The 21,253-nt window shown below is 68.1% G+C and carries 24 protein-coding genes; all 24 read left to right on the forward strand.

Features of this window, described 5'->3' with window-relative positions; all coding sequences use genetic code 11:
* Nucleotides 1-138, forward strand: a 138-nt coding sequence (locus AC5P5M_RS18085; protein ID WP_279923195.1) for a flagellin, incomplete at its 5' end; no start/stop codon positions are given.
* A 436-nt stretch (nt 139-574) separates the two neighbouring features.
* Nucleotides 575-1,990 (forward strand): flagellar filament capping protein FliD, encoded by a 1,416-nt coding sequence (gene fliD / locus AC5P5M_RS18090; protein ID WP_053519585.1) that lies wholly within the window; start codon nt 575-577, stop codon nt 1,988-1,990.
* 127 nt (nt 1,991-2,117) lie between these two features.
* The gene (gene fliS / locus AC5P5M_RS18095; protein ID WP_053519586.1) at nt 2,118-2,534 is read left to right on the forward strand and encodes a flagellar export chaperone FliS; all 417 of its coding nucleotides are present in this window, start codon (nt 2,118-2,120) and stop codon (nt 2,532-2,534) included.
* Nucleotides 2,531-2,824, forward strand: coding sequence for a hypothetical protein (locus AC5P5M_RS18100; protein WP_053519587.1), 294 nt, complete (start codon nt 2,531-2,533; stop codon nt 2,822-2,824). Before fliS ends, AC5P5M_RS18100 begins: the two co-directional genes overlap by 4 nt.
* Nucleotides 2,821-3,399 carry a PilZ domain-containing protein gene (locus AC5P5M_RS18105; protein WP_476341605.1) on the forward strand — a complete coding sequence of 193 codons (579 nt, stop codon included), beginning with the start codon at nt 2,821-2,823 and terminating at the stop codon, nt 3,397-3,399. The genes AC5P5M_RS18100 and AC5P5M_RS18105 overlap by 4 nt, the downstream gene beginning before the upstream one ends.
* Nucleotides 3,400-3,490: 91 nt before the next feature.
* Nucleotides 3,491-4,123: a response regulator gene (locus AC5P5M_RS18110; protein WP_053519589.1), complete on the forward strand. Its 633-nt coding sequence runs from the start codon at nt 3,491-3,493 to the stop codon at nt 4,121-4,123.
* A 269-nt stretch (nt 4,124-4,392) separates the two neighbouring features.
* Complete coding sequence (gene rpoN, locus AC5P5M_RS18115; RefSeq protein WP_283219834.1) at nt 4,393-5,802, forward strand: RNA polymerase factor sigma-54; 1,410 nt, start codon at nt 4,393-4,395, stop codon at nt 5,800-5,802.
* Between the two features lie 14 nt (nt 5,803-5,816).
* Nucleotides 5,817-6,194 (forward strand): response regulator, encoded by a 378-nt coding sequence (locus AC5P5M_RS18120; RefSeq protein ID WP_053519591.1) that lies wholly within the window; start codon nt 5,817-5,819, stop codon nt 6,192-6,194.
* A complete protein-coding gene (locus AC5P5M_RS18125) occupies nt 6,191-7,696 on the forward strand; it encodes a sigma-54 dependent transcriptional regulator (protein WP_053519592.1) in 1,506 nt (501 codons plus the stop codon). The genes AC5P5M_RS18120 and AC5P5M_RS18125 overlap by 4 nt, the downstream gene beginning before the upstream one ends.
* 259 nt (nt 7,697-7,955) lie before the next feature.
* Complete coding sequence (gene fliE, locus AC5P5M_RS18130; RefSeq protein WP_053519593.1) at nt 7,956-8,321, forward strand: flagellar hook-basal body complex protein FliE; 366 nt, start codon at nt 7,956-7,958, stop codon at nt 8,319-8,321.
* Nucleotides 8,322-8,333: 12 nt separating this feature from the next.
* A complete protein-coding gene (gene fliF, locus AC5P5M_RS18135) occupies nt 8,334-9,980 on the forward strand; it encodes a flagellar basal-body MS-ring/collar protein FliF (RefSeq protein WP_065176166.1) in 1,647 nt (548 codons plus the stop codon).
* Nucleotides 9,981-9,987: 7 nt separating this feature from the next.
* The gene (fliG, locus tag AC5P5M_RS18140) at nt 9,988-10,974 is read left to right on the forward strand and encodes a flagellar motor switch protein FliG (RefSeq protein WP_053519595.1); all 987 of its coding nucleotides are present in this window, start codon (nt 9,988-9,990) and stop codon (nt 10,972-10,974) included.
* Entirely contained in the window at nt 10,971-11,612 is a 642-nt protein-coding gene (locus tag AC5P5M_RS18145) for a FliH/SctL family protein (protein ID WP_053519596.1), read from the forward strand. The genes fliG and AC5P5M_RS18145 overlap by 4 nt, the downstream gene beginning before the upstream one ends.
* Nucleotides 11,609-12,994 carry a FliI/YscN family ATPase gene (locus AC5P5M_RS18150; protein WP_053519597.1) on the forward strand — a complete coding sequence of 462 codons (1,386 nt, stop codon included), beginning with the start codon at nt 11,609-11,611 and terminating at the stop codon, nt 12,992-12,994. Before AC5P5M_RS18145 ends, AC5P5M_RS18150 begins: the two co-directional genes overlap by 4 nt.
* 3 nt (nt 12,995-12,997) lie before the next feature.
* Nucleotides 12,998-13,465 carry a flagellar export protein FliJ gene (fliJ, locus tag AC5P5M_RS18155; RefSeq protein ID WP_053519598.1) on the forward strand — a complete coding sequence of 156 codons (468 nt, stop codon included), beginning with the start codon at nt 12,998-13,000 and terminating at the stop codon, nt 13,463-13,465.
* Nucleotides 13,462-14,553 carry a flagellar hook-length control protein FliK gene (locus AC5P5M_RS18160; protein ID WP_476341611.1) on the forward strand — a complete coding sequence of 364 codons (1,092 nt, stop codon included), beginning with the start codon at nt 13,462-13,464 and terminating at the stop codon, nt 14,551-14,553. Before fliJ ends, AC5P5M_RS18160 begins: the two co-directional genes overlap by 4 nt.
* 111 nt (nt 14,554-14,664) lie before the next feature.
* Nucleotides 14,665-15,183, forward strand: a complete 519-nt coding sequence (locus AC5P5M_RS18165) for a flagellar basal body-associated FliL family protein (protein ID WP_476341613.1) — start codon at nt 14,665-14,667, stop codon at nt 15,181-15,183.
* Nucleotides 15,184-15,193: 10 nt separating this feature from the next.
* Complete coding sequence (fliM, locus tag AC5P5M_RS18170) at nt 15,194-16,198, forward strand: flagellar motor switch protein FliM (RefSeq protein ID WP_065176161.1); 1,005 nt, start codon at nt 15,194-15,196, stop codon at nt 16,196-16,198.
* The gene (gene fliN / locus AC5P5M_RS18175; RefSeq protein ID WP_053519602.1) at nt 16,195-16,530 is read left to right on the forward strand and encodes a flagellar motor switch protein FliN; all 336 of its coding nucleotides are present in this window, start codon (nt 16,195-16,197) and stop codon (nt 16,528-16,530) included. Before fliM ends, fliN begins: the two co-directional genes overlap by 4 nt.
* A complete protein-coding gene (gene fliO, locus AC5P5M_RS18180; RefSeq protein WP_053519603.1) occupies nt 16,527-16,934 on the forward strand; it encodes a flagellar biosynthetic protein FliO in 408 nt (135 codons plus the stop codon). Before fliN ends, fliO begins: the two co-directional genes overlap by 4 nt.
* 1 nt (nt 16,935) lies before the next feature.
* The gene (fliP, locus tag AC5P5M_RS18185; protein WP_053519604.1) at nt 16,936-17,718 is read left to right on the forward strand and encodes a flagellar type III secretion system pore protein FliP; all 783 of its coding nucleotides are present in this window, start codon (nt 16,936-16,938) and stop codon (nt 17,716-17,718) included.
* Between the two features lie 93 nt (nt 17,719-17,811).
* On the forward strand, nt 17,812-18,081 hold the full coding sequence (locus AC5P5M_RS18190) for a flagellar biosynthetic protein FliQ (RefSeq protein ID WP_053519605.1): 270 nt from the start codon (nt 17,812-17,814) through the stop codon (nt 18,079-18,081).
* Between the two features lie 13 nt (nt 18,082-18,094).
* Nucleotides 18,095-18,886 (forward strand): flagellar biosynthetic protein FliR, encoded by a 792-nt coding sequence (gene fliR, locus AC5P5M_RS18195; protein WP_053519606.1) that lies wholly within the window; start codon nt 18,095-18,097, stop codon nt 18,884-18,886.
* Nucleotides 18,887-19,049: 163 nt separating this feature from the next.
* Nucleotides 19,050-21,182 (forward strand): putative bifunctional diguanylate cyclase/phosphodiesterase, encoded by a 2,133-nt coding sequence (locus AC5P5M_RS18200; RefSeq protein WP_111186092.1) that lies wholly within the window; start codon nt 19,050-19,052, stop codon nt 21,180-21,182.
* Nucleotides 21,183-21,253: the final 71 nt, after the last annotated feature.

The raw sequence follows: 21,253 nt of genomic DNA on the forward strand, positions 1-21,253 counted from the left end.
CGCAGCCGCATCAAGGACACCGACTTCGCCAAGGAAACCGCTGAACTGACCCGTACCCAGATCCTGCAGCAGGCCGGTACGGCCATGCTGGCCCAGGCCAACCAGGTACCGCAGGGCGTGCTCAGCCTGCTGCGCTGATCCACGGCAAGAAGGTACCGCTGCCGCCGGTCGAACCGGCGGCAGCGGCAACCCGACAGCCACGGCGCACGCAGGCGCGGGCCATGCCCGGCCCGGGACGCTTCCCGAACCGGCTTGGCATCGCCCGCCCCTGCGGACCTCTGTTTCAGCGCTGTACCTTTGACTGTACGCACCGGGCGGCTTCGTCTCCCCCCGATTGTCAGTAGCCTGATCCCTCCCCTGCTTTGGGGGAGGGTTTTTTGCAGACTCCCGGCAGCCTGCGTCGTCCCGACCGCACCCTGCCCCGTCACTCCTGCAACCTGCATGCCAAACCTGCCGTCCGGCACTGGCACGGCGCATGCATCAACGAAGTCCTCAAGACCCAGCGGCGCAGGCCGCTATTTTCGTTGACGACGGGCGGCCGCAGCGCGGCGCCCGGATTACCAGGAGAAACGACGTGGCAGACTTTGGATACGGTGGCATCGGCTCGGGCCTGGACATCTCCAGCATCGTCAGCCAGCTGGTCGCGGCCGACCGCAAGCCCGCCGACAATGCGCTGAACCTGCAGCAGTCCAAGACCAAGATGCAGCTGTCGTCGATCGGCACCGTCACCGCGGCCTTCGACAAGCTGAAGACCGCACTCACTGCACTGAAGGCCACCACGGCCTTCGACACCCGCACGGTCACCGCCAGCAAGGGCGGCAGCGGCGGTACCGACGAGATCCTGACGGCCAGCGTGGCGCTGTATGACGTCGGCACCACCAAGGCGGCAGCGTCCAATGGCACGCACATCATCGACGTCAAGTCGCTGGCGACCGCACACAAGCTGATCGCCGACACCTCCGTGCCCAAGACCGATACGTTCGCCGCCGGAACCTTGACGTTGACCGTCGGCGTCGGCGACAAGGCCAAGACCATGAACGTGGAGGTCGAGGAAGGCGACACGCTGACCACGATCCGCAACAAGATCGACGCCGCCGGCCGCAAGGAAGGCGTGCAGGCCACCCTGATCAGCTCCGGCGACAACCAGTACCTGTCGATCGCACAGGAAAAGACCGGCGCGGCAAACGCGATCAAGCTCGAATACGCCGGCAGCGACCCGAAGTTGGGAGCGCTGGTCGGCAGCCTGAAGCAGAACACCGCGGCCGCCGATGCCAAACTGACCATCGATGGCGTTGAAGTGGTGAGCGCCAGCAACACCGTGGCCGACGCCGTGCCGGGCCTGACCCTGAACCTGAAGAAGGAAGGACAGAGCACGGTCACGATCAGCACCGACACGGCCGCGGCGACCAAGGTGATGCAGGATTTCGTGACCGCGTACAACGCGGCCATCGCCGCCATCAACACCGAAACCAAGTACGACGCCAAGACCAAGGAAGCGGCAGCCCTCACCGGCGACGCACAGATGCGCGGCGCCGCCAGCCAGCTGCGCTCGGTGATGTCGGGCGTGCTCAAGTCGTTGTCCGGCGATGGCCTGGACGCCAAGGCCATCGGCCTGCAGACCCGTGGCTACCCCAATGCCGATGGCAGCCTGGTGCTTGATACCACCAAGTTCGCTGCCGCGCTTGCCAGCCAGCCGGAGAAGATCCGCCAGGCGATCACCGGCGATGCCGGCGGTGCGGGCCAGCTGTACTCGCTAGTCGACGGCTACGTGAGCACGACGGTCGGCAAGGAGGGTGCGTTCGTTGCCCGCACCAAGGGCCTGAACAACACCCTGGACAGCATCGACAAGCGCCGCAAGGACCTGGATACACGCATGGTCGGCGTGGAGGCACGGTACAAGAAGCAGTTCCTCGCACTGGACAGCCTGATGGGCAAGCTGCAGCAGAGCAGTTCGGCGCTGCAGCAGCAGCTGGCGCAGTTGAACGGTTGACGGACGCGCGCGGCACTCAAGTTTGGTGCCGAACGCACCGATAACGGACGCAACAGCAATCATCGCGGTACTGCCGGCAGTGATCGTCACGATCCTGCTGCAGCACCCAGCGCAAGGAGAATCACGAATGTACGGTTCCAGCCGTCAGTACGCCGAGCAGTACCGCCAGGTGGGTGTGACCAGTGCGGTCACCGATGCCGATCCGCACAAGCTGGTGGCCCTGTTGCTGGCGGGCGCGCTGGAGCGCGTGCGGCGCGCGCTGGCCAGCCTCGAGCGCGGCGACCATGCCGGCAAGGGCAAGGCGATCGGCGAGGTCTGCGCCATCGTCGGCCACCTCAACGGCTCGCTGGACCATGAGGCCGGCGGCGAGATTGCCGGCAATCTTTCGTCCCTCTACGACTACGTGCTGCAGCGCCTGACCGAGGCCAACCTGCACAACGACCGCGCCGCCCTGGACGAATCGCTGCAGCTGCTGGGCGAGATCGACAGCGCCTGGAACGCAATTCCGCACGAGCAGCGCCGTACGGCAGCGGTGGCACCATGAGCCTGCAGGCACTGCATGCGCAGCTGGATGCTTTCGAGAAAGCGCTGGGTGAAGATGCCTTCGACACCGCCGACAGCCTGCTCGAAGGCCATGACAGCAAGCTGCACGCGCTGTTGAGCCAACCGCTGGCGGCCGCCGACCATGCGCCCCTGACCGCGCTGTTCGAACGCCAGCAGAGCCTGCTCACCCTGCTGCGCCATCGCCGCGACGCTGTGGCCGTGCAGCTGCACGATGGACGGCGCTCCCTTCGCGCCGCGCACGCCTACCTGCAGGCAGAATCGCTGGCATGACCCTCCTGCCGACCACGTCGCTGCATCACCCGGCCGAAAGCGAGCTGTTCGACGAGACGCTCAGCTGCGAACTGGCGCTGCCGGTCGAGTTCCAGGCCGGCAACGCGGCGGGACGTACCAGCAGCGCCGAAGGCCTGCTGCGCAGCCTGGCGCTGGTCGAAGACAGCCGTGTCGATGAACACGACGAACGCAGCGAGGCCAGCCTTCCGCTGCAGCGGCTGGAAGCCAAGCTGGATCTGGCCATCGTGCTGCTGGGCCGGCTCGTGCGCCAGCAGGGCCCGGCATTGACCCTGCGCCCGGTGCGCTGGTCCCGGCGCGGCATCCGCCTGCAGCTGGGGCCCCGCAGTGGCGCGGCCCCGGGCCAGGCCGGCGTGGTCCGCGTGCAGCCCAGCGACTGGCTGCCCGACCATATCGATCTGCCGGTGGAAGTGGTTGCCGAGGCCGCCGACGGCAGCGGAGGCCACTATCTCTGGCTGCGTTTCCATCGCCTCGGCGACGGACTGGAAATGGCCATGGAGCGGCATCTGTTCCGCCTGCACAGACGTCAGGTGGCCGAAGCAAGGCGGGCGCGCTGAACCCTGGCACGCCCGCCCGCAACGGACGACGCTTGGCTCGCCCGTTCAGCTAAGTTAAGGTGGACTCCCCTCCCGGACCTCCAGCGTGCCTGTGCGAGTTCTCATCGTCGACGATCACACCCTGGTCCGCGCCGGCCTGGCGCGGCTGCTGCAGGGGTTTGCCGACGTGCAGCTCGTGGCCGAGGCCAGCAACGCCGAGCAGGCGCTGCAACTGGCCCTGCAGCACGCGCCGGACGTGGTGCTGATGGATCTGTCTCTGCCCGGACGCACCGGCCTGGAAGCACTCAGCGACATCCGCATGCGCGCACCCGGCACCCGGGTGGTGATGATGACCATGCACGATGATGCCGCCCACGTGCGCGACGCACTGGACCGCGGTGCCGTCGGCTTCGTGGTCAAGGATGCCGCTCCGCAGGAACTGGAACTGGCGCTGCGCGCTGCACACGCGGGCCAGGTGTTTCTGAGCCCGCAGATCTCGGCGAAGATGCTGGCGCCCATGCTGGGCCGCGAGAAGCCCACCGGTATCGCCGCGCTGTCACCCCGCCAGCGCGAGATCCTGCGCCGCATCGGCAAAGGCGAAAGCAACAAGGAAATCGCCGCCGATCTCGGCATCAGCGTCAAGACCGTGGAAACCCACCGCGCGCGCATGATGGAGTCGCTGGGGTGCCGCCGCGCCAACGACCTGCTGCTGCTCGCCGCCCGCCACCAGCACGAGCTGGAGTGACCGCGCCATCCGGATGACGGGTTCCCGTCACCCCCACAGGCACTGACGGAATCCCGTACACGCCGGCACGACGCCCCGACCGCGTGCGCAACAGGAAATCAAGGGCTTGCGACCGGGAAACGTCAACATCCCGCGCCGATGTCGGGAAAACCCCTACACGCTGTCGGGTAATTCACCAACCATCTCAGGAACCCCCTGATTCCGCACCTGCCGGATCAGAAGCAAGATGCGTTCCACAAGGCGTCGGGGAGCGGCGCCGGGGAACCACGATGAAGGCTGCACTCTCGGCCCAGCTGGGCCAACAACTTCACCTCACCCCGCAGTTGCTGCAGTCGATCCGGCTGCTGCAGCTGGACGGGCTGCATCTGGAACAGGAAATACAGCGCCTGCTCGACTCCAACCCGATGCTGGACATCGAGGATGCCGAAGCGCCTGCGCCCGAACCCGTCGACGCCGGCGCCACCACGCTGGAAACCGCGGCGTTCGACGAGCTGCCCGAATCCTCGATGTGGGACGTTGCCGGCGCCAGCTGGCAGGACGGCGACGATGACCGCATGGCACGCATCGCGGCGGGCGAATCGAGCGATCCGCAGCTGCGCGTGCTGCAGCGGCTGGCACTGGACCTGGACGACTGCGAGCTGGCGGTCGCCGCCTTCTGGCTCGAGCATTGCGATGACGCCGGCTATCTGCAGGCACCGCTGGCACAGCTGCAGCTGCTGGCCAGCGCCCAGTTCGACATCGCCGCGGATGGCGTGGAAGCGGTCCGCCAGCGCCTGCTGCATGGCGAGCCCGCCGGCATGGCCGCGCGGGACCTTCGCGAAAGCCTGCAGGCCCAGCTGCGCAGCCTGGACGGCGTGGTTCCCGCGCGGCACCTGGCCACCCGCATCCTTGCCGGCGCGCTCGAGCCGCTGGCCGCGCACGACTACCCCGCCCTCGCCCGCCTGCATGACGCCGAGATCGGTGACGTGCGCGAAGCAGTGCGACTGATCCTCTCGCTGCAGCCCCGCCCGGGTGACAACCTGCTGCCGGAACGCAATGCCGTGGTGGTACCAGACGTGGTCGCCTGGCACGCCGACGGCCAGTGGAAAGTGGCCCTGAATCCGGCGACCAGCCGCCGCGTATCGATCAACACGCAGTACGAACAGGCGCTGGCCGACAGCAACGAGGCTGCACCGGCGCTGCGCGAGATGCTGCAGGAAGCGCGCTGGTTCAGCCGTGGCCTGTCGATGCGCTATGACACCCTGCTGCGTACCGCGCGGGTGATCGTCGAGCGCCAGGCCGCGTTCCTGGTCCGGGGCGAGGAAGCGATGGCGCCGCTGACGCTTAAGGAAGTGGCCGAGGAGATCGGCATGCACGAGTCCACCGTCTCGCGCATCACCACCGGCAAGTACCTGCAGACCCCGCGTGGCACCTTCGAGCTGAAGCACTTCTTCGCGGTGCGCCTGGAAGGCGCCAGCGTCTCCGGCCAGGCGGTGAAGGCCATGGTGCGCCGCCTGATCGATGCCGAGCCGGCCGGTCGGCCGCTGGCCGACGAGGCCATCGCCGCCCTGCTTTCGCGCCAGGGGGTGAACATTGCCCGCCGAACCGTCGCAAAATACCGAGAACAACTGGATATCGCCCCGGCCCGCGAACGGCGCCGGCTCAGCGCCAGGCAACCGCAGCTGGCCCGGGTGGGCTGAAAAGGATGTTGGACATGAACACGCTCACGGTCCTGCTGGTCGACGACCACGAAGGTTTCATCAACGCAGCGATGCGCCATTTCCGCAAGATCGACTGGCTGCAGATCGTCGGCAGTGCCGGCAACGGCCTGGAAGCGATCGAGCGCTCGGAGACCCTGCGCCCGCAGGTGGTGCTGATGGACCTGGCAATGCCGGAAATGGGCGGCCTGCAGGCGACCCGCCTGATCAAGTCGCAGGATGACGCCCCGTACATCGTCATCGCCAGCCACTTCGATGACGCCGAGCACCGCGAGCATGCACTGCGTGCCGGCGCCGACAATTTCGTCAGCAAGCTGTCCTACATCCAGGAAGTGATGCCGATCCTGGAAGGCCTCAGGGAGGATCGATCGTGAGCGAGTCGCGCATCCTGGTGCTGGACAACGACGCCGTGCGTGCCGAACGCACCGTTGCCCTGCTGGAATTCATGGACTTCAATCCGCGCTGGGTTTCCGACGCGGCAGACTTCGACCTGGGCCGGCAGCGCCAGAGCGACTGGATGGCGGTGATCGTCGGCAGCCTCGACGACAGCGCCGCCAGCACCGCCCTCTACGCATGGCTGGGCGGCAGCAGCCTGCCGCCGCCGGTGCTGCTGGCCGATGGCGAGGCCAGTGCCTTCGCCCACCGCCACGGCCTGCATGAAGCCAACATCTGGCCGCTGGAGACGCCGCTGCGCCATGCGCAGATGGAAGCCCTGCTGCGCCGTGCCAGCCTCAAGCGCCTGGATGCCGAGCACCAGGCGGGCGCGGTGCAGGAGCAGGGACCCACCGGCAATGGTGCCGCTGTGAGCGCGCTGCGCACGATGATCGACCAGGTCGCGGCATTCGACACCACCGTACTGGTGCTGGGCGAGTCGGGCACCGGCAAGGAAGTGGTCTCGCGCGCCATCCACCAGCGCTCGCCGCGCCGCGACGGGCCATTCGTGGCGATCAACTGTGGCGCCATTCCAGCCGACCTGCTCGAGAGCGAACTGTTCGGCCACGAGAAGGGTGCCTTTACCGGCGCGCTGACCGCGCGCAAGGGCCGCTTCGAAATGGCGGAGGGCGGCACCCTGCTGCTGGATGAGATCGGCGACATGAGCCTGCCGATGCAGGTCAAGCTGCTGCGCGTGCTGCAGGAGCGCAGCTTCGAGCGTGTCGGCGGCAACCAGACCATCCGCTGCAACGTGCGGGTGATCGCAGCGACCCACCGCGATCTGGAGAGCCGGATCGCCGACGGCAAGTTCCGCGAAGACCTGTTCTACCGCCTCAATGTGTTCCCGATCGACGTGCCGGCCCTGCGCGAACGGCGCGAGGATCTGCCGGCACTGGTGGAAACCATTGCCGCGCAGCTGGCGCGCACCGGCCGCGGCGAAGTCCGTTTCACTGCCGAAGCCCTGCAGGCGCTGGCGGGCTACGAATGGCCAGGCAACGTACGCGAGCTGACCAATCTGGTCGAACGCCTGGCGGTGCTGCATCCGGGTGGTTCGGTCCGCGTGCAGGACCTTCCCGCGCGCTACCGGGGCGACGCCCTGCTGGCCCCCGTCAGCACCCCGGCGGCGGTACCGGCAGCACCCAGCGAAGAGCGATTGGACCTGCGCAGCTTCTCCTTCCACACCCCCGGCAGCGGCGGCCAGCCGTCGCTGGAGCACGGCATCGCGGTCAACCGCGCTGCGGCTGCCACGGCCCTGCCCGACGACGGCCTGGACCTGCGCAACCACATGGCCAGCATCGAGCTGGGCCTGATCAATGAAGCGCTGGAGCGGACGCAGGGGGTGGTCGCCCACGCCGCGCAGCTGCTGGGCCTGCGCCGAACCACCCTGGTGGAAAAACTGCGCAAGTACGGCATCGAACGCGAGCAGGCCGAACTGGCCAGCTGAGCGTGATCGCCAGCATGAAGGGGGCACGGACGCCTGGGCTTGCCCGGGCGTTCGTGTATCCGGCGGCCGCCGGCAAGGCCAAAAAACCGACGCCGGTTCACTGACACCGGCAGATGACGACATCGTATCGGCACGCCAGCTCGCCCGTCCTCCGCCGAACGCAAACTTCCGTCACGTTTCTGAACCACTCAGGCGTTCCGGCACGGCACTTGCAGTGATCCCTGCAGATTCCCCATCCCTGTTCCTGGAACCGTTGCAGATGTCCCACTCCGTCACTTCGATCCTTTCGCAGATCCGCACCTACCAGTCCCAGATGGGACAGCCGGTGCTCAATCCGCTGGCTGAAGCGCCGCGCAGCAATGCCCTTCCTGGTGCGGTGCTGGATGCGCCGCAGGTGCAGCCGGCCAGCTTCACCGAGACCCTGCGCGGTGCGATTGCCGGCGTCAACAATGCGCAGCAGACGTCCGGCGCGCTGGCCAAGGCGTTCGAGATGGGCGAACCCGGCGCCGATCTGGCCAAGGTGATGGTCGCCTCGCAGCAATCCCAGATCGCCTTCCGCGCCACCGTGGAAGTCCGCAACCGTCTCGTCCAGGCCTACCAGGACGTGATGAACATGCCGCTGTAAGGAACTTGACGCATGGCACTGACGCTTTCCAAGGACAGCCTGAACGCCGAGAAGGCGGGGCAATGGTTCGACCGCCTGCAGAGCCTGCAGATCACCCGTCGGCTGGGGCTGATGGCGATGATCGCAGTGGCGGTGGCGGCGGGCCTGTTCGTGTTCTTCTGGTCGCAGAAGCCCGGCATGGTTCCGCTGTACACCGGCCTGGACCAGAAGGCCACCGCTGAAGCGACCGACCTGCTGCGTGCAGCGCAGATCCCGTTCGCCCTGGACCCGGCAACCGGTGGCATCACCGTGCCGGAGAAAAACCTGCATGACGCCCGCCTGAAGCTGGCCGGCTCCGGCCTGACCGACAGCGGCAAGCTGGGTTTCGAGCTGATGGAGCGCGACCCGGGCTTTGGTGTCAGCCAGTTCGTGGAAAGCGCGCGCTACCAGCACGCGCTGGAAACCGAACTGTCGCGCACCATCAATACGCTGCGACCGGTGCGTGACTCACGCGTACACCTGGCCATCCCCAAGCCCAGCGCCTTCACCCGCCAGCGCGACGTCGCCAGTGCTTCGGTGACCCTGGAACTGCGCGGTGGCCAGCAGCTGGAACGCAGCCAGGTGGATGCGATCGTGCACATGGTCGCCGCCAGCATTCCGGACCTGTCGCCGGAACGGGTGACCGTGGTCGACCAGAGCGGGCGCATGCTCAGCATCAGCGACCCGAACAGCGAAGCGGCGGTCAACGCCGCCCAGTTCGAGCAGGTCCGCCGGCAGGAGACCTCCTTCAACCAGCGCATCCGCGAGTTGCTGGAACCGATGACCGGCCCGGGCCGCGTCAATCCGGAAGTCAGCGTGGACATGGACTTCTCGGTCACCGAGGAAGCGCGTGAGCTGTACAACGGCGAGCCGGCCAAGCTGCGCAGCGAACAGATGAGCGAGAACACCACCAGCACGCCCGGACCGCAGGGCGTGCCTGGCGCCACCAGCAACACGCCGCCGGGCCAGGCTGCGCCGCCGCAGACCGCGCAGACGCCGAGCGAAAGCAGCAAGAACGCGACGCGCAACTACGAGCTGGACCGTACGCTGCAGCACACCCGCCAGCCGGCCGGCCGCATCAAGCGCGTGTCGGTGGCGGTGCTGGTGGACAACGTGCCGCGCCCCGGCGCCAATGGCGCACTTACCCCGCAGCCGCTGTCGGCCGCCGAACTGACCCGCGTCGAGGCGCTGGTCAAGCAGGCCGTCGGCTTCAGCGCCGAGCGGGGCGATACGGTCTCGGTGATGAATGCCCCGTTCGTGCGCGAGACCACACCGGTGGAAGGCCCGGCTTGGTGGGAGCTGCCGTGGGTGCACGATGCCGGCCGCATGCTGCTGGGGGCCATTGTGGTGCTGGCGCTGCTGTTCGGCGTACTGCGTCCGGCGCTGCGTGCCATCACCGGCCAGGCGAAGAAGCACGACCCGCTGGCACTGGAACCGCATACCGCTGACGTACAGCTGGTCGATGACGATGGCAGCCCGCTGCCGGCCCTGGGTGCCGAGCGCGCTGGCCTGGGTGGACCGGAGGCGCTGGCCCTGCCGGTGGACTCCTACGAGGAACGACTGCGGATGGCCCGTGAAGCCGTGAAGACCGACTCCAAGCGCGTGGCCCAGGTGGTCAAGGGTTGGGTGGCCAATGACTGAGGTACCGTTGACCGGAGTGCAGCGCGCCGCCGTGCTGCTGCTGTCGCTGGGTGAACTGGACGCGGCCGAAGTGCTGCGCCACATGGAACCCAAGGAAGTCCAGAAGATCGGCATCGCGATGGCCACCATGTCCGACATCACCCGCGAACAGGTGGAACGGGTGATGGACCAGTTCGGCCAGGAGCTGGGCTCCAAGACCTCGCTGGGCGTGGGGTCGGACGACTACATCCGCAACATGCTGGTGCAGGCACTGGGCAGCGAGAAGGCCGGCAACCTGATCGATCGCATCCTGCTGGGCCGCAACACCACCGGCCTGGATGCGCTGAAGTGGATGGATCCGCGTGCGGTCGCCGACCTGGTCCGCAACGAGCACCCGCAGATCATCGCCATCGTCATGGCCCACCTTGAAACCGACCAGGCCGCCGATGCGCTGAAACTGCTGCCCGACCGCACCCGCGTGGACGTGCTGCTGCGCATCGCCACCCTCGATGGCATTCCGCCGAACGCACTCAATGAACTCAACGAGATCATGGAGCGCCAGTTCGCCGGCAACCAGAACCTGAAGTCATCCAACATCGGCGGCGTGCAGTGCGCGGCCAATATCCTCAACTTCATGGACAGCGGCCAGGACCAGGCGATCCTGGGCGAGATCGCACGCATCGACGCGCCCTTGAGTGGCCGCATCCAGGACCTGATGTTCGTGTTCGACGACCTGGTGGATCTGGACGACCGCGAGATGCAGCTGGTGCTGCGCGAAGTCAGCGGCGAGCGGCTGGGACTGGCCCTGCGCGGCGCCGACATCAAGGTCCGCGACAAGATCACCCGCAACATGTCCCAGCGTGCCGCCGAGATCCTGCTGGAGGACATGGAGGCCCGTGGGCCGGTGCGTCTGTCCGACGTGGAAGGCGCGCAGCGCGAGATCCTGGCCATCGTCAAGCGCATGGCCGATGAAGGCACCATCACCATCGGCGGCAGCGCGGAGGCCATGCTGTGAGCACGGTCGTGCGCTGGCTCGCCCCTGACCTGCTGGCCCAGCCGGAACCCGTGCTGGAACAGGAGGACGCGTCCGGGCACGCCGGGCCGGATCCGGAGCACGAGCCGGAACCGCCGCTGCAGTTGCCGACCCTGGAAGAGATACAGGCCATCCAGGACAGTGCCGAGAAGGAAGGCTTCCAGCACGGCCATGCGGAGGGCTATGGCCAGGGCCAGGCCGAGGTGCGCCGGCTTGCCGCGCAGATCGAGGGCATCCTGGACAACTTCAGCCGCCCGCTGGTCCGCCTGGAGAACGAGGTGGTCGGTGCGCTGGGAGAGCTGGCGGTCCGCATCGCCGGTGCCCTGGTCGGTCGCGCCTACGAGGCCGAACCGGCGCTGCTGGCACAGCTGGTCGGCGAAGCCATCGATGCGGTCGGCGGCAGCACGCGCGAAGTGGAAGTGCGCCTGCACCCGGACGACATCGCTGCCCTCGCCCCCTTGCTCACCCTGCCACCGCAGCAGCGGCTGGTGGCCGACACCAGCCTCAGCCGCGGCGACCTGCGCGTGCATGCCGAGGCCGTGCGCATCGACGGCACTCTCGAAGCCCGCCTGCGTGGCGCGCTGGACGCAGTGATCCGCCAGACCGGAGCGAACGCATGACGGCCGAAACGCCACTGCCGCCGCCTGCGGCCGACTGGGCCCTGGCCCGCAATCTACGGTTGGCCCGTCGCCTGGACGGGCTGCGCGTGGACACCGCGCACGGCCGTGGCCTGATCCGCGAAGGCGTGCTGCGCCGCGCGGTCGGGCTGACTCTGGAAGCGGTCGGCTGCGAAGCACCGCTGGGGGCCAGCTGCAAGGTCGAAGTGGTCGACGGTGGCTGGGTGGATGCCGAAGTGGTCGGCTTCGCCGGTGAGCGCACCTACCTGATGCCCAGCGCCGAACTGCATGGCCTGTTGCCCAACGCGCGGGTCGTGCCGTCGGCACGGCGCGGCGGCGTGGAAGTGGGCGAAGGCCTGCTCGGCCGGGTGATCGACAGCGATGGCGTGCCGCTGGACGGCAAGGGCCCGATCCGTGCCGAAGGCCACGTCGGCATGGCCGGTGTGTCGATCAATCCACTCGCGCGCGAGCCGATCACCCAGCCACTGGATGTGGGCGTGCGCGCCATCAACGCACTGCTGCCGATCGGCCGTGGCCAGCGTGTCGGCCTGTTCGCCGGCTCCGGCGTCGGCAAATCGACACTGCTGGGCATGATGACCCGCTACACCGCTGCCGACGTCATCGTGGTCGGGCTGATCGGCGAACGCGGCCGCGAAGTGCGCGATTTCGTCGAAACCACGCTGGGCGAGGAAGGACTGCGCCGCGCGGTGGTGGTCGCCAGCCCGGCCGACCGGCCACCGCTGGCGCGCCTGCATGGCGCCTACCGTGCAACCGCCATTGCCGAATGGTTCCGCGACCAGGGCCTGAACGTCCTGCTGCTGATGGACTCGCTGACCCGCTTCGCGCAGGCACAACGCGAGATCGGCCTGTCGGTGGGCGAACCGCCGACCACGCGCGGCTACCCGCCGTCGGTGTTCGCCAAGCTGCCCGCGCTGGTCGAACGCGCCGGCAACGGCGCCAAGGGGCGCGGCTCCATCACCGCGTTCTACACCGTGCTGACCGAAGGCGACGATCCGCAGGATCCGATCGCAGACGCCGCACGCGCGATCCTCGACGGCCACATCCTGCTGTCGCGCCGGGTCGCGGACAGCGGCCTGTACCCGGCCATCGACGTGGAATCGTCCGTCAGCCGCGTGGTCACGGAAATCGCCGACGAACCGTGGCGCCTGCGCATCCGCAAGCTCAAGCGGCTGGTGTCGGCCTACTCGGCCAACCGCGACCTGATCGCCATCGGCGCCTACCAGCGCGGCAACGACGCAGCCACCGACGAAGCCCTGGAACGCTGGCCGGAAATCATGGAATTCCTGGGACAGGACGTGGCCAAGGCCGCGGATCTCCCGCACAGCCAGGCGGCGCTGCAGCGCCTGGTGGAAAACGAGGTGTAAGCGATGAACCAGTCCAAGCGTATCGACCCTCTGCTGAGGCGGGCACAGGAACATGAAGATGCGGTCGCCCGCGACCTGGCCGAGCGCCAGCGCCTTCTCGACACTCACCTGTCGCGTCTGGACGAACTGCGACGTTATGCCGAGGAGTACGCCAACGCACAGATGGCCGCGACCAGTCCCGCCCAGCTGTTGAACCGGCGTGCGTTCCTTGACCGCCTCGACAGTGCGGTGGAGCAACAGCAGCGCACCGTCGACGGCAACCGCGAGAAGGTCGAAGCCGAACGCGCGCGCCTGATCCTGGCCAGCCGCGACAAGGCGGTGCTGGAGCAGCTGGCCGCCAGCTATCGCGCACAGGAAAAGGTGGTGACAGACCGCCGTGACCAGCGCGAGATGGATGACATCGGCGCGCGCCGCTCCCGCCTGGCGCAGGCCGAGGACCAGGACGGCACAGACACCGGAGGCCGTTCGTGACGCCCGCCGCGCTTTCGGGCAGCAGCACGACGGCCACTCCGCCCGGCGTGGGCAGCAGCCCGTCGCGCACGGCACGCAGCGAAGGCGGCAAGGACTTCGGTCAGCTGCTGCAGGGCGGTGCGCCCGTCCCGCCCGCGGACAGCCCCGCGCCGACCGGCGTTGCGGCCACCGGCGGCGATGACGCCGCCAGCGTGCGGCCCCCCGCCAGCGAGCAGGCTACGGGCGAGGCCGCTGCGCCACCGGCCGGCAAGGCTGCGACCGACCAGGACGCGACGACGGAAACCGACGAAGCGCCCTGGCCTCCATTTGGACTGGCCGGGCTGGTGCTGGCCACCCCACTGCCCGCCGACCCTGCGGCCAGCGTCCCACCGTCCGCAACGGGCACAGCGCCTCCGGCCCTGGCGGCGACCACCGCCCCCCCATCGCCGGTTGCCGCGTCGCCTGCCGCCGTGGTGCAGTCACCCGCCACGGGCGTCGATGGCGAGGACGGCGCACTGTCCCTGCCTGTGCTGCCGACGGGCGACGCCGCGCTGGAGCGCAGCGGTGACACCGACAGCACGTTGCAGGGTGATCGTGCCCCGCCGGCACCCCTGCAGGCGCCCCTGCCCGCCGCACTGCAGGATCTGAAGGCGGCGCTGTCCAGCAACGCGGTCTTCAACGGTGAACCGACGCCGAAGCCGGTGCTTGGCGACGATGGATTCGACCAGGCCATTGGCGCCCGCCTGGGCTGGCTGGCCGACCAGAAGATCGGCCACGCCCACATCCGACTGAGCCCGGACGATCTGGGGCCGGTGGACGTACGCCTGCAGCTCAACGGTGACAAGGTCCACGCCAGTTTCAGCAGCCCGCACGTGGATGTCCGCCAGGCGCTGGAAAGCAGCCTGCCACGCCTGCGTGAACTGCTGGGCGAACAAGGCTTCCAGCTGGCCCACGCCGATGTCGGCCATCAGCCGGGCGGCGGTGGCGCACCTGCCGGCCAGGCCGGGCAGGAGGCAGGTCGGGGTGACGGAGAACCGACGCGGGGTGATGCCAGCCTGCCGGCCACCCCGTTGATCCGCCAGCGTGGCCTGCTGGACGCCTACGCCTGACGTGCGCGACCGACGCAGGCCCTGCCGACGGATTTCCGTCGCACCCTGTTCCCGGTGCATCGGCACACCCCTTGCATATCCCGGTGAAGCAACCCTCAGGAGCTTCACCTCGTGGCCGCAGCCGCTGACAAAACCAAGAAGAACGTCGAAAAGGACAAGGCCCGCACGCCGCGCAGTCCGATCCTGATCACCGCGCTGGTGGCCGTACTGGCTGCCGCTGCCGCCGGTGGCGGCGTGTGGTTCTTCACCCAGTCCACGCAGGAAGAAAAGACCAGCCAGGCGCCGAAGAAGAAGAACGCCACGCCGGCACCGGCGCAGTACTTCGCGCTGGAGCCCGCGTTCGTGGTCAACCTCAATGGTCCCATCGACGGCCCGCGCTACCTGCAGCTGGAAGTGCAGCTGATGACCCGTGATCCGGCCGCGCTGGAGGCGATCAAGACCCACGCCCCGGCCCTGCGTGCACGACTGCTGATGCTGTTCTCGCAGGTCGATCCGGCACAGATCGCCGATATCGCCGGCAAGAAGAAGCTGCAGGCCGATTCGCTGGCCGAGGTGCAGAAGGTGCTCAAGGCCGAGACCGGCAGCAATGGTGCCGACGATCTGCTGTTCACCAGCTTCGTGACCCAGTAAGGGCCCACCGATGAATGATCTGCTGTCCCAGGACGAGATCGATGCCCTGCTCCACGGCGTGGACAGCGGCGCGGTCGAGACCGACCCGGAGCCGCCCTCCGGCGAAGCGCGTTCATACGACTTCGCCAGCCAGGACCGCATCATCCGCGGCCGTATGCCGACGCTGGAAATGGTCCACGAGCGCTTTGCGCGCCTGTGGCGCATCGGCCTGTTCAACCTGATCCGGCGCTCGGCCGAACTGTCGGTGCGCGGCATCGAGCTGATCAAGTTCAACGACTACATGCATTCGCTGTATGTGCCGACCAACCTGAACCTGATCCGTTTCAAGCCACTGCGCGGCACCGGCCTGATCGTGTTCGAGCCGACCCTGGTGTTCGCCATCGTCGACAACTTCTTCGGCGGCGACGGGCGCTACCCCACCCGGATCGAAGGCCGCGAGTTCACCGCCACCGAGATGCGCGTGATCCATCTGCTGCTGAAGCAGACCTTCGCCGACCTGCGCGAAGCGTGGGCACCGGTGATGGACGTGGAATTCGAGTACATCAACTCGGAGATCAACCCGCACTTCGCCAACATCGTGACCCCGCGCGAATACGTGGTGGTGTGCCGCCTGCATGTCGAGCTCGACGGCGGTGGCGGCGACATCCACGTCACCCTGCCGTACTCGATGCTCGAACCGATCCGGGAGCTGCTCGATGCCGGCATCCAGAGCGATCGCAACGACCGCGACGAAAGCTGGGGCCAGACCCTGCGCGAGCAGCTCAACATCGCCGAAGTGACCCTGTCCAGCGTGCTGGCCAGCAAGCGCATGACCCTGCGTGACCTGACCCGGTTGAAGGTCGGCGACATCCTGCCGATCGAGCTGAGCCCGCAGGTGCCGCTGTGTGTGGAGAACATCCCGGTGTTCACCGGCGAATTCGGCATCGCCAACGGCATGAATGCCGTGAAGATCACTGCTACCCATCCGCCGGGCACCCGCCCGCGCGTACCCGTCATCCAGGAAGACCCGCAATGAACGATACCGACGCCCTCGAACCGACTCCGGCCCAGTTCGGCACCCTGCACGCCGACGAGGCCTCCGGGGTCGATCTGAATCTGGACGTGATCCTCGACGTGCCGGTGACCCTGTCGCTGGAGGTCGGCCGCGCCCGCCTGCCGATCCGCAACCTGCTGCAGCTCAACCAGGGCTCGGTGGTGGAGCTGGAGCGTGGCGCCGGTGAATCGCTCGACGTATTCGTCAACGGCACCCTGATCGCGCATGGCGAGGTCGTGGTGATCAATGACCGCTTCGGCGTGCGCCTGACCGATGTGGTCAGCCCGAGCGAACGCATCCGGAGACTGCGTTGAGCCTGCTGGCGTCCACCCTGCTGGGCGTCGGCAAGGCCGCCGCCCCGGTCGGCCAGCACGCGGCCTCGGCACCGGGCCTGTTCGGCGCGGTGCTGGCGCTGCTGGCCGTGCTGGCCCTGGTGGTCGGCCTGGGCTGGCTGCTCAAGCGCCTGCCCGGCAGCGGCTTCCGCCCGGCCGACGGCATGAAGCTGGTGGCCAGCCTCAGCGTCGGCGCCAAGGAACGCGTCGTGGTGGTGGAGGTCAACGGCCAACAACTGCTGCTGGGCGTCACCGCCGGCAGCATCAACGCCCTGCACACCCTTTCCGAACCGCTGCCGCCGCCCGCGCCGGTGCGCGTGCCGGACCTGAAGAACCTGCCGAATTTCGCCCAGCTGCTGCAGCAGCGGCTGCGCAAGGACCCCTGACATGCGTGTCATCCGTACCCGCCCAGCTACCCTGATCGCGTGGCTGCTGCTGATTGCCCTGTGCCTGCTGCCCGCGCTCGCCTTTGCCGCGCCGGGCGCTGCTCCGACCACGCCACTGCCGGATGTCAACGTGGGCAGGATCGGTGGCCAGCCGGTCAGCCTGCCGCTGCAGACACTGCTACTGATGACGGCGATCACCCTGATCCCGTCGATGCTGCTGGTGCTGACCTCGTTCACCCGCATCATCATCGTGCTGGGCCTGCTGCGGCAGGCGCTGGGCACCGGCCAGACCCCGTCCAACCAGGTGCTGCTGGGCCTGGCCCTGTTCCTCACCGCGATGGTGATGATGCCCACCTGGGACAAGGCGTGGAGCAGCGGAATGGCGCCCTACCTCAACGGCCAGATCGACTTCCAGACCGCGTGGACGCTGACCACCCAGCCGCTGCGCGGCTTCATGCTGGCGCAGATCCGCGAGACCGACCTGATGACCTTCGCCGGCATCGCCGGGCACGGCACCTACGCCAGCCCGGATGCGATCCCGTTCCCGGTCCTGGTCGCCTCGTTCGTGACCAGCGAACTGAAGACCGCCTTCGAGATCGGTTTCCTGATCTTCATCCCGTTCGTGATCATCGATCTGGTCGTGGCCAGCGTGCTGATGTCGATGGGCATGATGATGCTGTCGCCGATGCTGGTCTCGGCACCCTTCAAGATCCTGCTGTTCGTGCTCGTCGACGGCTGGGTGCTGACGGTGGGAACGCTGGCGGCCAGCTTCAATCCGGCGTGACCCGGACCGGCGTGATTGCAGGGGCCGCCAGCCATTGCCGGCGGCCGCATTGACCACCGCCGGGCAGGACCCGGCGCTACCGATGGAAAGACGATGTCTCCCGAACTTGCCCTGACCGAACTGCGTGGCGGCCTGATTGCCGTACTGTGGGTGGCTGGCCCGCTGCTGCTGACCGTACTGGTGGTAGGTGTGGTGGTCGGTGTCGTGCAGGCCGCGACCCAGCTCAATGAGCCCACCATCGCCTTCGTCGCCAAAGCGGCAGCGTTGACCGCCGTGCTGTTCGCCTTGGGCAGCCTGCTGATCGGCCATCTGGTCGAATACACCACGCTGCTGTTCCAGCGCATTCCGCACCTGATCGGCTAGGACGCGCACCGCGATGGATGCCGCCACCCAGATGGCTGCCGACGGCCTGCAGGCCTTCGGCATGATCGGCACCGTGCTGTGGACGATGCTGCGCATCGGCGCGGTAGCCATGGCCATGCCCATGGTCGGCACCCGTGCGGTGCCGGCGCGGATCCGCGTGGTACTGGCCGGTACCCTCGCCATCGCGCTCGCCCCGCTGCTGCCGCCTGTGCCGGAGTGGACCGGCTTCGATGCGGCCACCGTGCTGACCATCGCCCGTGAGCTGGCCATCGGCGTGGCCATCGGCTTCCTGCTGCGGCTGGTGTTCGAAGCTGGCGCGATGGCCGGCGAACTGGTGGCACAGGGCACCGGCCTGGCGTTCGCGCAGATGAGCGACCCCCTGCGCGGCGGCACCTCCGGCGTGATCGGGCAGTGGTTCTACCTGTTGTTCGGCCTGCTGTTCTTCACCGCGAACGGCCACCTCGCGCTGATCTCGCTGGTCGTGGATAGCTACCGGGCACTGCCGATCGGTGCGCCGCTGCCCGATCCGCACGCGTTCTTCAGCATCGCCCCGACGTTCCTGCTGACCGTGCTGCGCGGTGCGTTGACACTGGCCATTCCGTTGACGGTGGCGATGCTGGCGGTGAACCTGGCGTTCGGCGTGCTCGCCCGTGCGGCACCTGCGCTCAATCCGATCCAGCTCGGCCTGCCGGTGTCGCTGCTGCTGGGCCTGTTCCTGCTGGTCCTGCTGGCCGGCGAAATGGGGCCCCCGGTGCAACGACTGTTCGATGCGGCGTTCCAGGCTGCGGACGCGGTCACACACTGACGCTTCCATCACGCTTTGCTGCTTGCCGTCCCCCCGGGGACGCGCGTTAGAGTGAATACGCGGCAACCGGGGGGATGCCGCACCTGGCGGCCGCTTCTGGCTGCCTGCCACATGCATGCCCCACCGTAGTTTCCGTCGACAGGCAGGTCCGGGAGACTGACGAATGCTGGTAGGCACGTACAACGCATGGCTGGTGGCAGTCTCGCTGTTGGTGGCCGTGATGGCTTCCTACACGGCATTGGCGATGGCCGGACGCACGGTCACGGCACCCGGCAGGGGCGCGACCTGGTGGTGGCGGCTCGGTGGCGGCTTCGCGATGGGCCTGGGCATCTGGTCGATGCACTTCATCGGCATGCTGGCCTTCGACCTGCCCATTCCGCTGGGCTACGACCTGCCGATCACCCTGCTGTCGCTCGCCCTGGCCATCGCCTCGTCGGTGTTCGCGCTCTGGCTGGTCTCGCTGCCCACCCTGCCACATCCCCGCCTGGCAGGGGGCGCCTTGCTGATGGGCACCGGCATCGCCGGCATGCATTACGTCGGCATGGCCGCGATGCGCATGCAACCCGGCATCGACTACCACACGGGCTGGCTGCTGCTGTCGCTGCTGGTTGCGGTCGCTGCATCCTGGACCGCCCTCTACGTGGCCTTCCGCCTGCGCGCGCAGCGCACCCGGGTCGGTGACCGGCTGGCCGCCGCCGGCCTGCTCGGTCTGGCCATCGTGGGCATGCACTACACCGGCATGGCCGCCGCACGCTTTCCACAGGGCAGCATCTGCGGCGCTGCGGTGGGCGATGGCCTGCAGAGCACCTGGCTGGCGATGCTGGTGGTGGTGCTGACCGTCGCGATCCTGGCGGTGGTGCTGGTGGTGTCCTGGCTGGACCAGCGGGTGGAAGCGCAGCTGCTGCGCCTTCGCAACGCGATGCTGAGCACCTCGCTGACGGATGCGCAGGAGGAATTGACCCAGGCCGCGCTGCACGACCCCTTGACCCGCCTTCCGAACAGGCTGCTGCTGCAACGGCGCATCGTGCAGTCACTGGCCGAAGCCGAACAGGGCGGCAGCCGCTTCGCGGTGATGTTCATGGACCTGGATGGCTTCAAGCAGGTCAACGATGCCTATGGCCACCAGGCCGGCGATGCCCTGCTGGTGGCCGTCGCCGAGCGCACCCGCCAGCTGCTGCGGCCGAACGACCTGCTGGCGCGGCTCGGCGGCGACGAGTTCGTGCTGGTGGTGCGCATCGACCATGACGAGGACCTGCCGACCCTGGCCCGGCGCATCCTGCAGGCGGTGGGAGGCGGCCCGCTGCTGCCCGACAACGAACTGCAGGTGACTGCCAGCATCGGCATCGCCATCTGCCCCGACCACGCCGCCAGCGAACGCCAGCTGATGGCCTTCGCCGACGCTGCGATGTACCAGGCCAAGGAATCCGGCCGAAACTCCTTTGTCCTGTTTGCGGATTGGATGAACGACAGCGCCGAACAGCAGTTCCGCCTGCTGGCCGACCTGCGCAGGGCGATCGGCAGCGAACAGCTGTTCCTGCACTACCAGCCGAAGATCCGCGTGGCCACCCAGAAGGTCGCCGGCGCCGAGGCGCTGATCCGCTGGCGTCATCCGGAACAGGGCCTGATTCCACCGGATCGCTTCATCCGCCTGGCCGAGCGCAGCGGCGCGATCAACGAGATCGGCCGCTGGGCGCTGGACCAGGCGTGCCTGCAACTGCGGCACTGGCACGACGCCGGCCACGAGGGCTGGTCGATATCGGTCAACCTGTCGCCGGTCCAGTTCAGCTCGCCGCACCTGCTGCGCGATGTGCGCGACGTGATCGAGCGGCATCGCATCACGCCGCGCAACCTGGTGCTGGAGATCACCGAAAGCACCGTGATGCGCGACACCGACACCAGTTTGCGGCTGCTGCAGGCGTTGTCGGTGCTGGGGGTCGGCATCTCCATCGACGATTTCGGCACCGGCTATTCCAGTCTGCTGTACCTCAAGCGCCTGCCGGCCACCGAGATCAAGATCGACCACGCCTTCGTGCGCGATCTCGAACACAGCGCGGAGGACGTGGTGATCGTATCGGCGATCGTGGCGCTGGGCCATGCACTGGACATGGACATTGTTGCCGAGGGCGTGGAAACGGCTGCCCAGCGTGCCTACCTTGAGCGGCTGGGGTGCGATTACCTGCAGGGCTACCTGCTCGGCCGCCCGGTCGATGCGGGCCGTTTCATGCAACTGCACGACCTGCCGCGGCCACGGGTGGAGCTGGCGCAGACCCCGCCCCCACCGGCCCCGCCAGGGTAAGGTCGGACTCTCCGCGGCGGGCGGCCACCCACCGTATGATGGCCACGCGCCCGCCATTGCAAGGAACACCC

It is taken from the genome of Stenotrophomonas sp. YJH_SMC_106-19 (assembly GCF_059368375.1).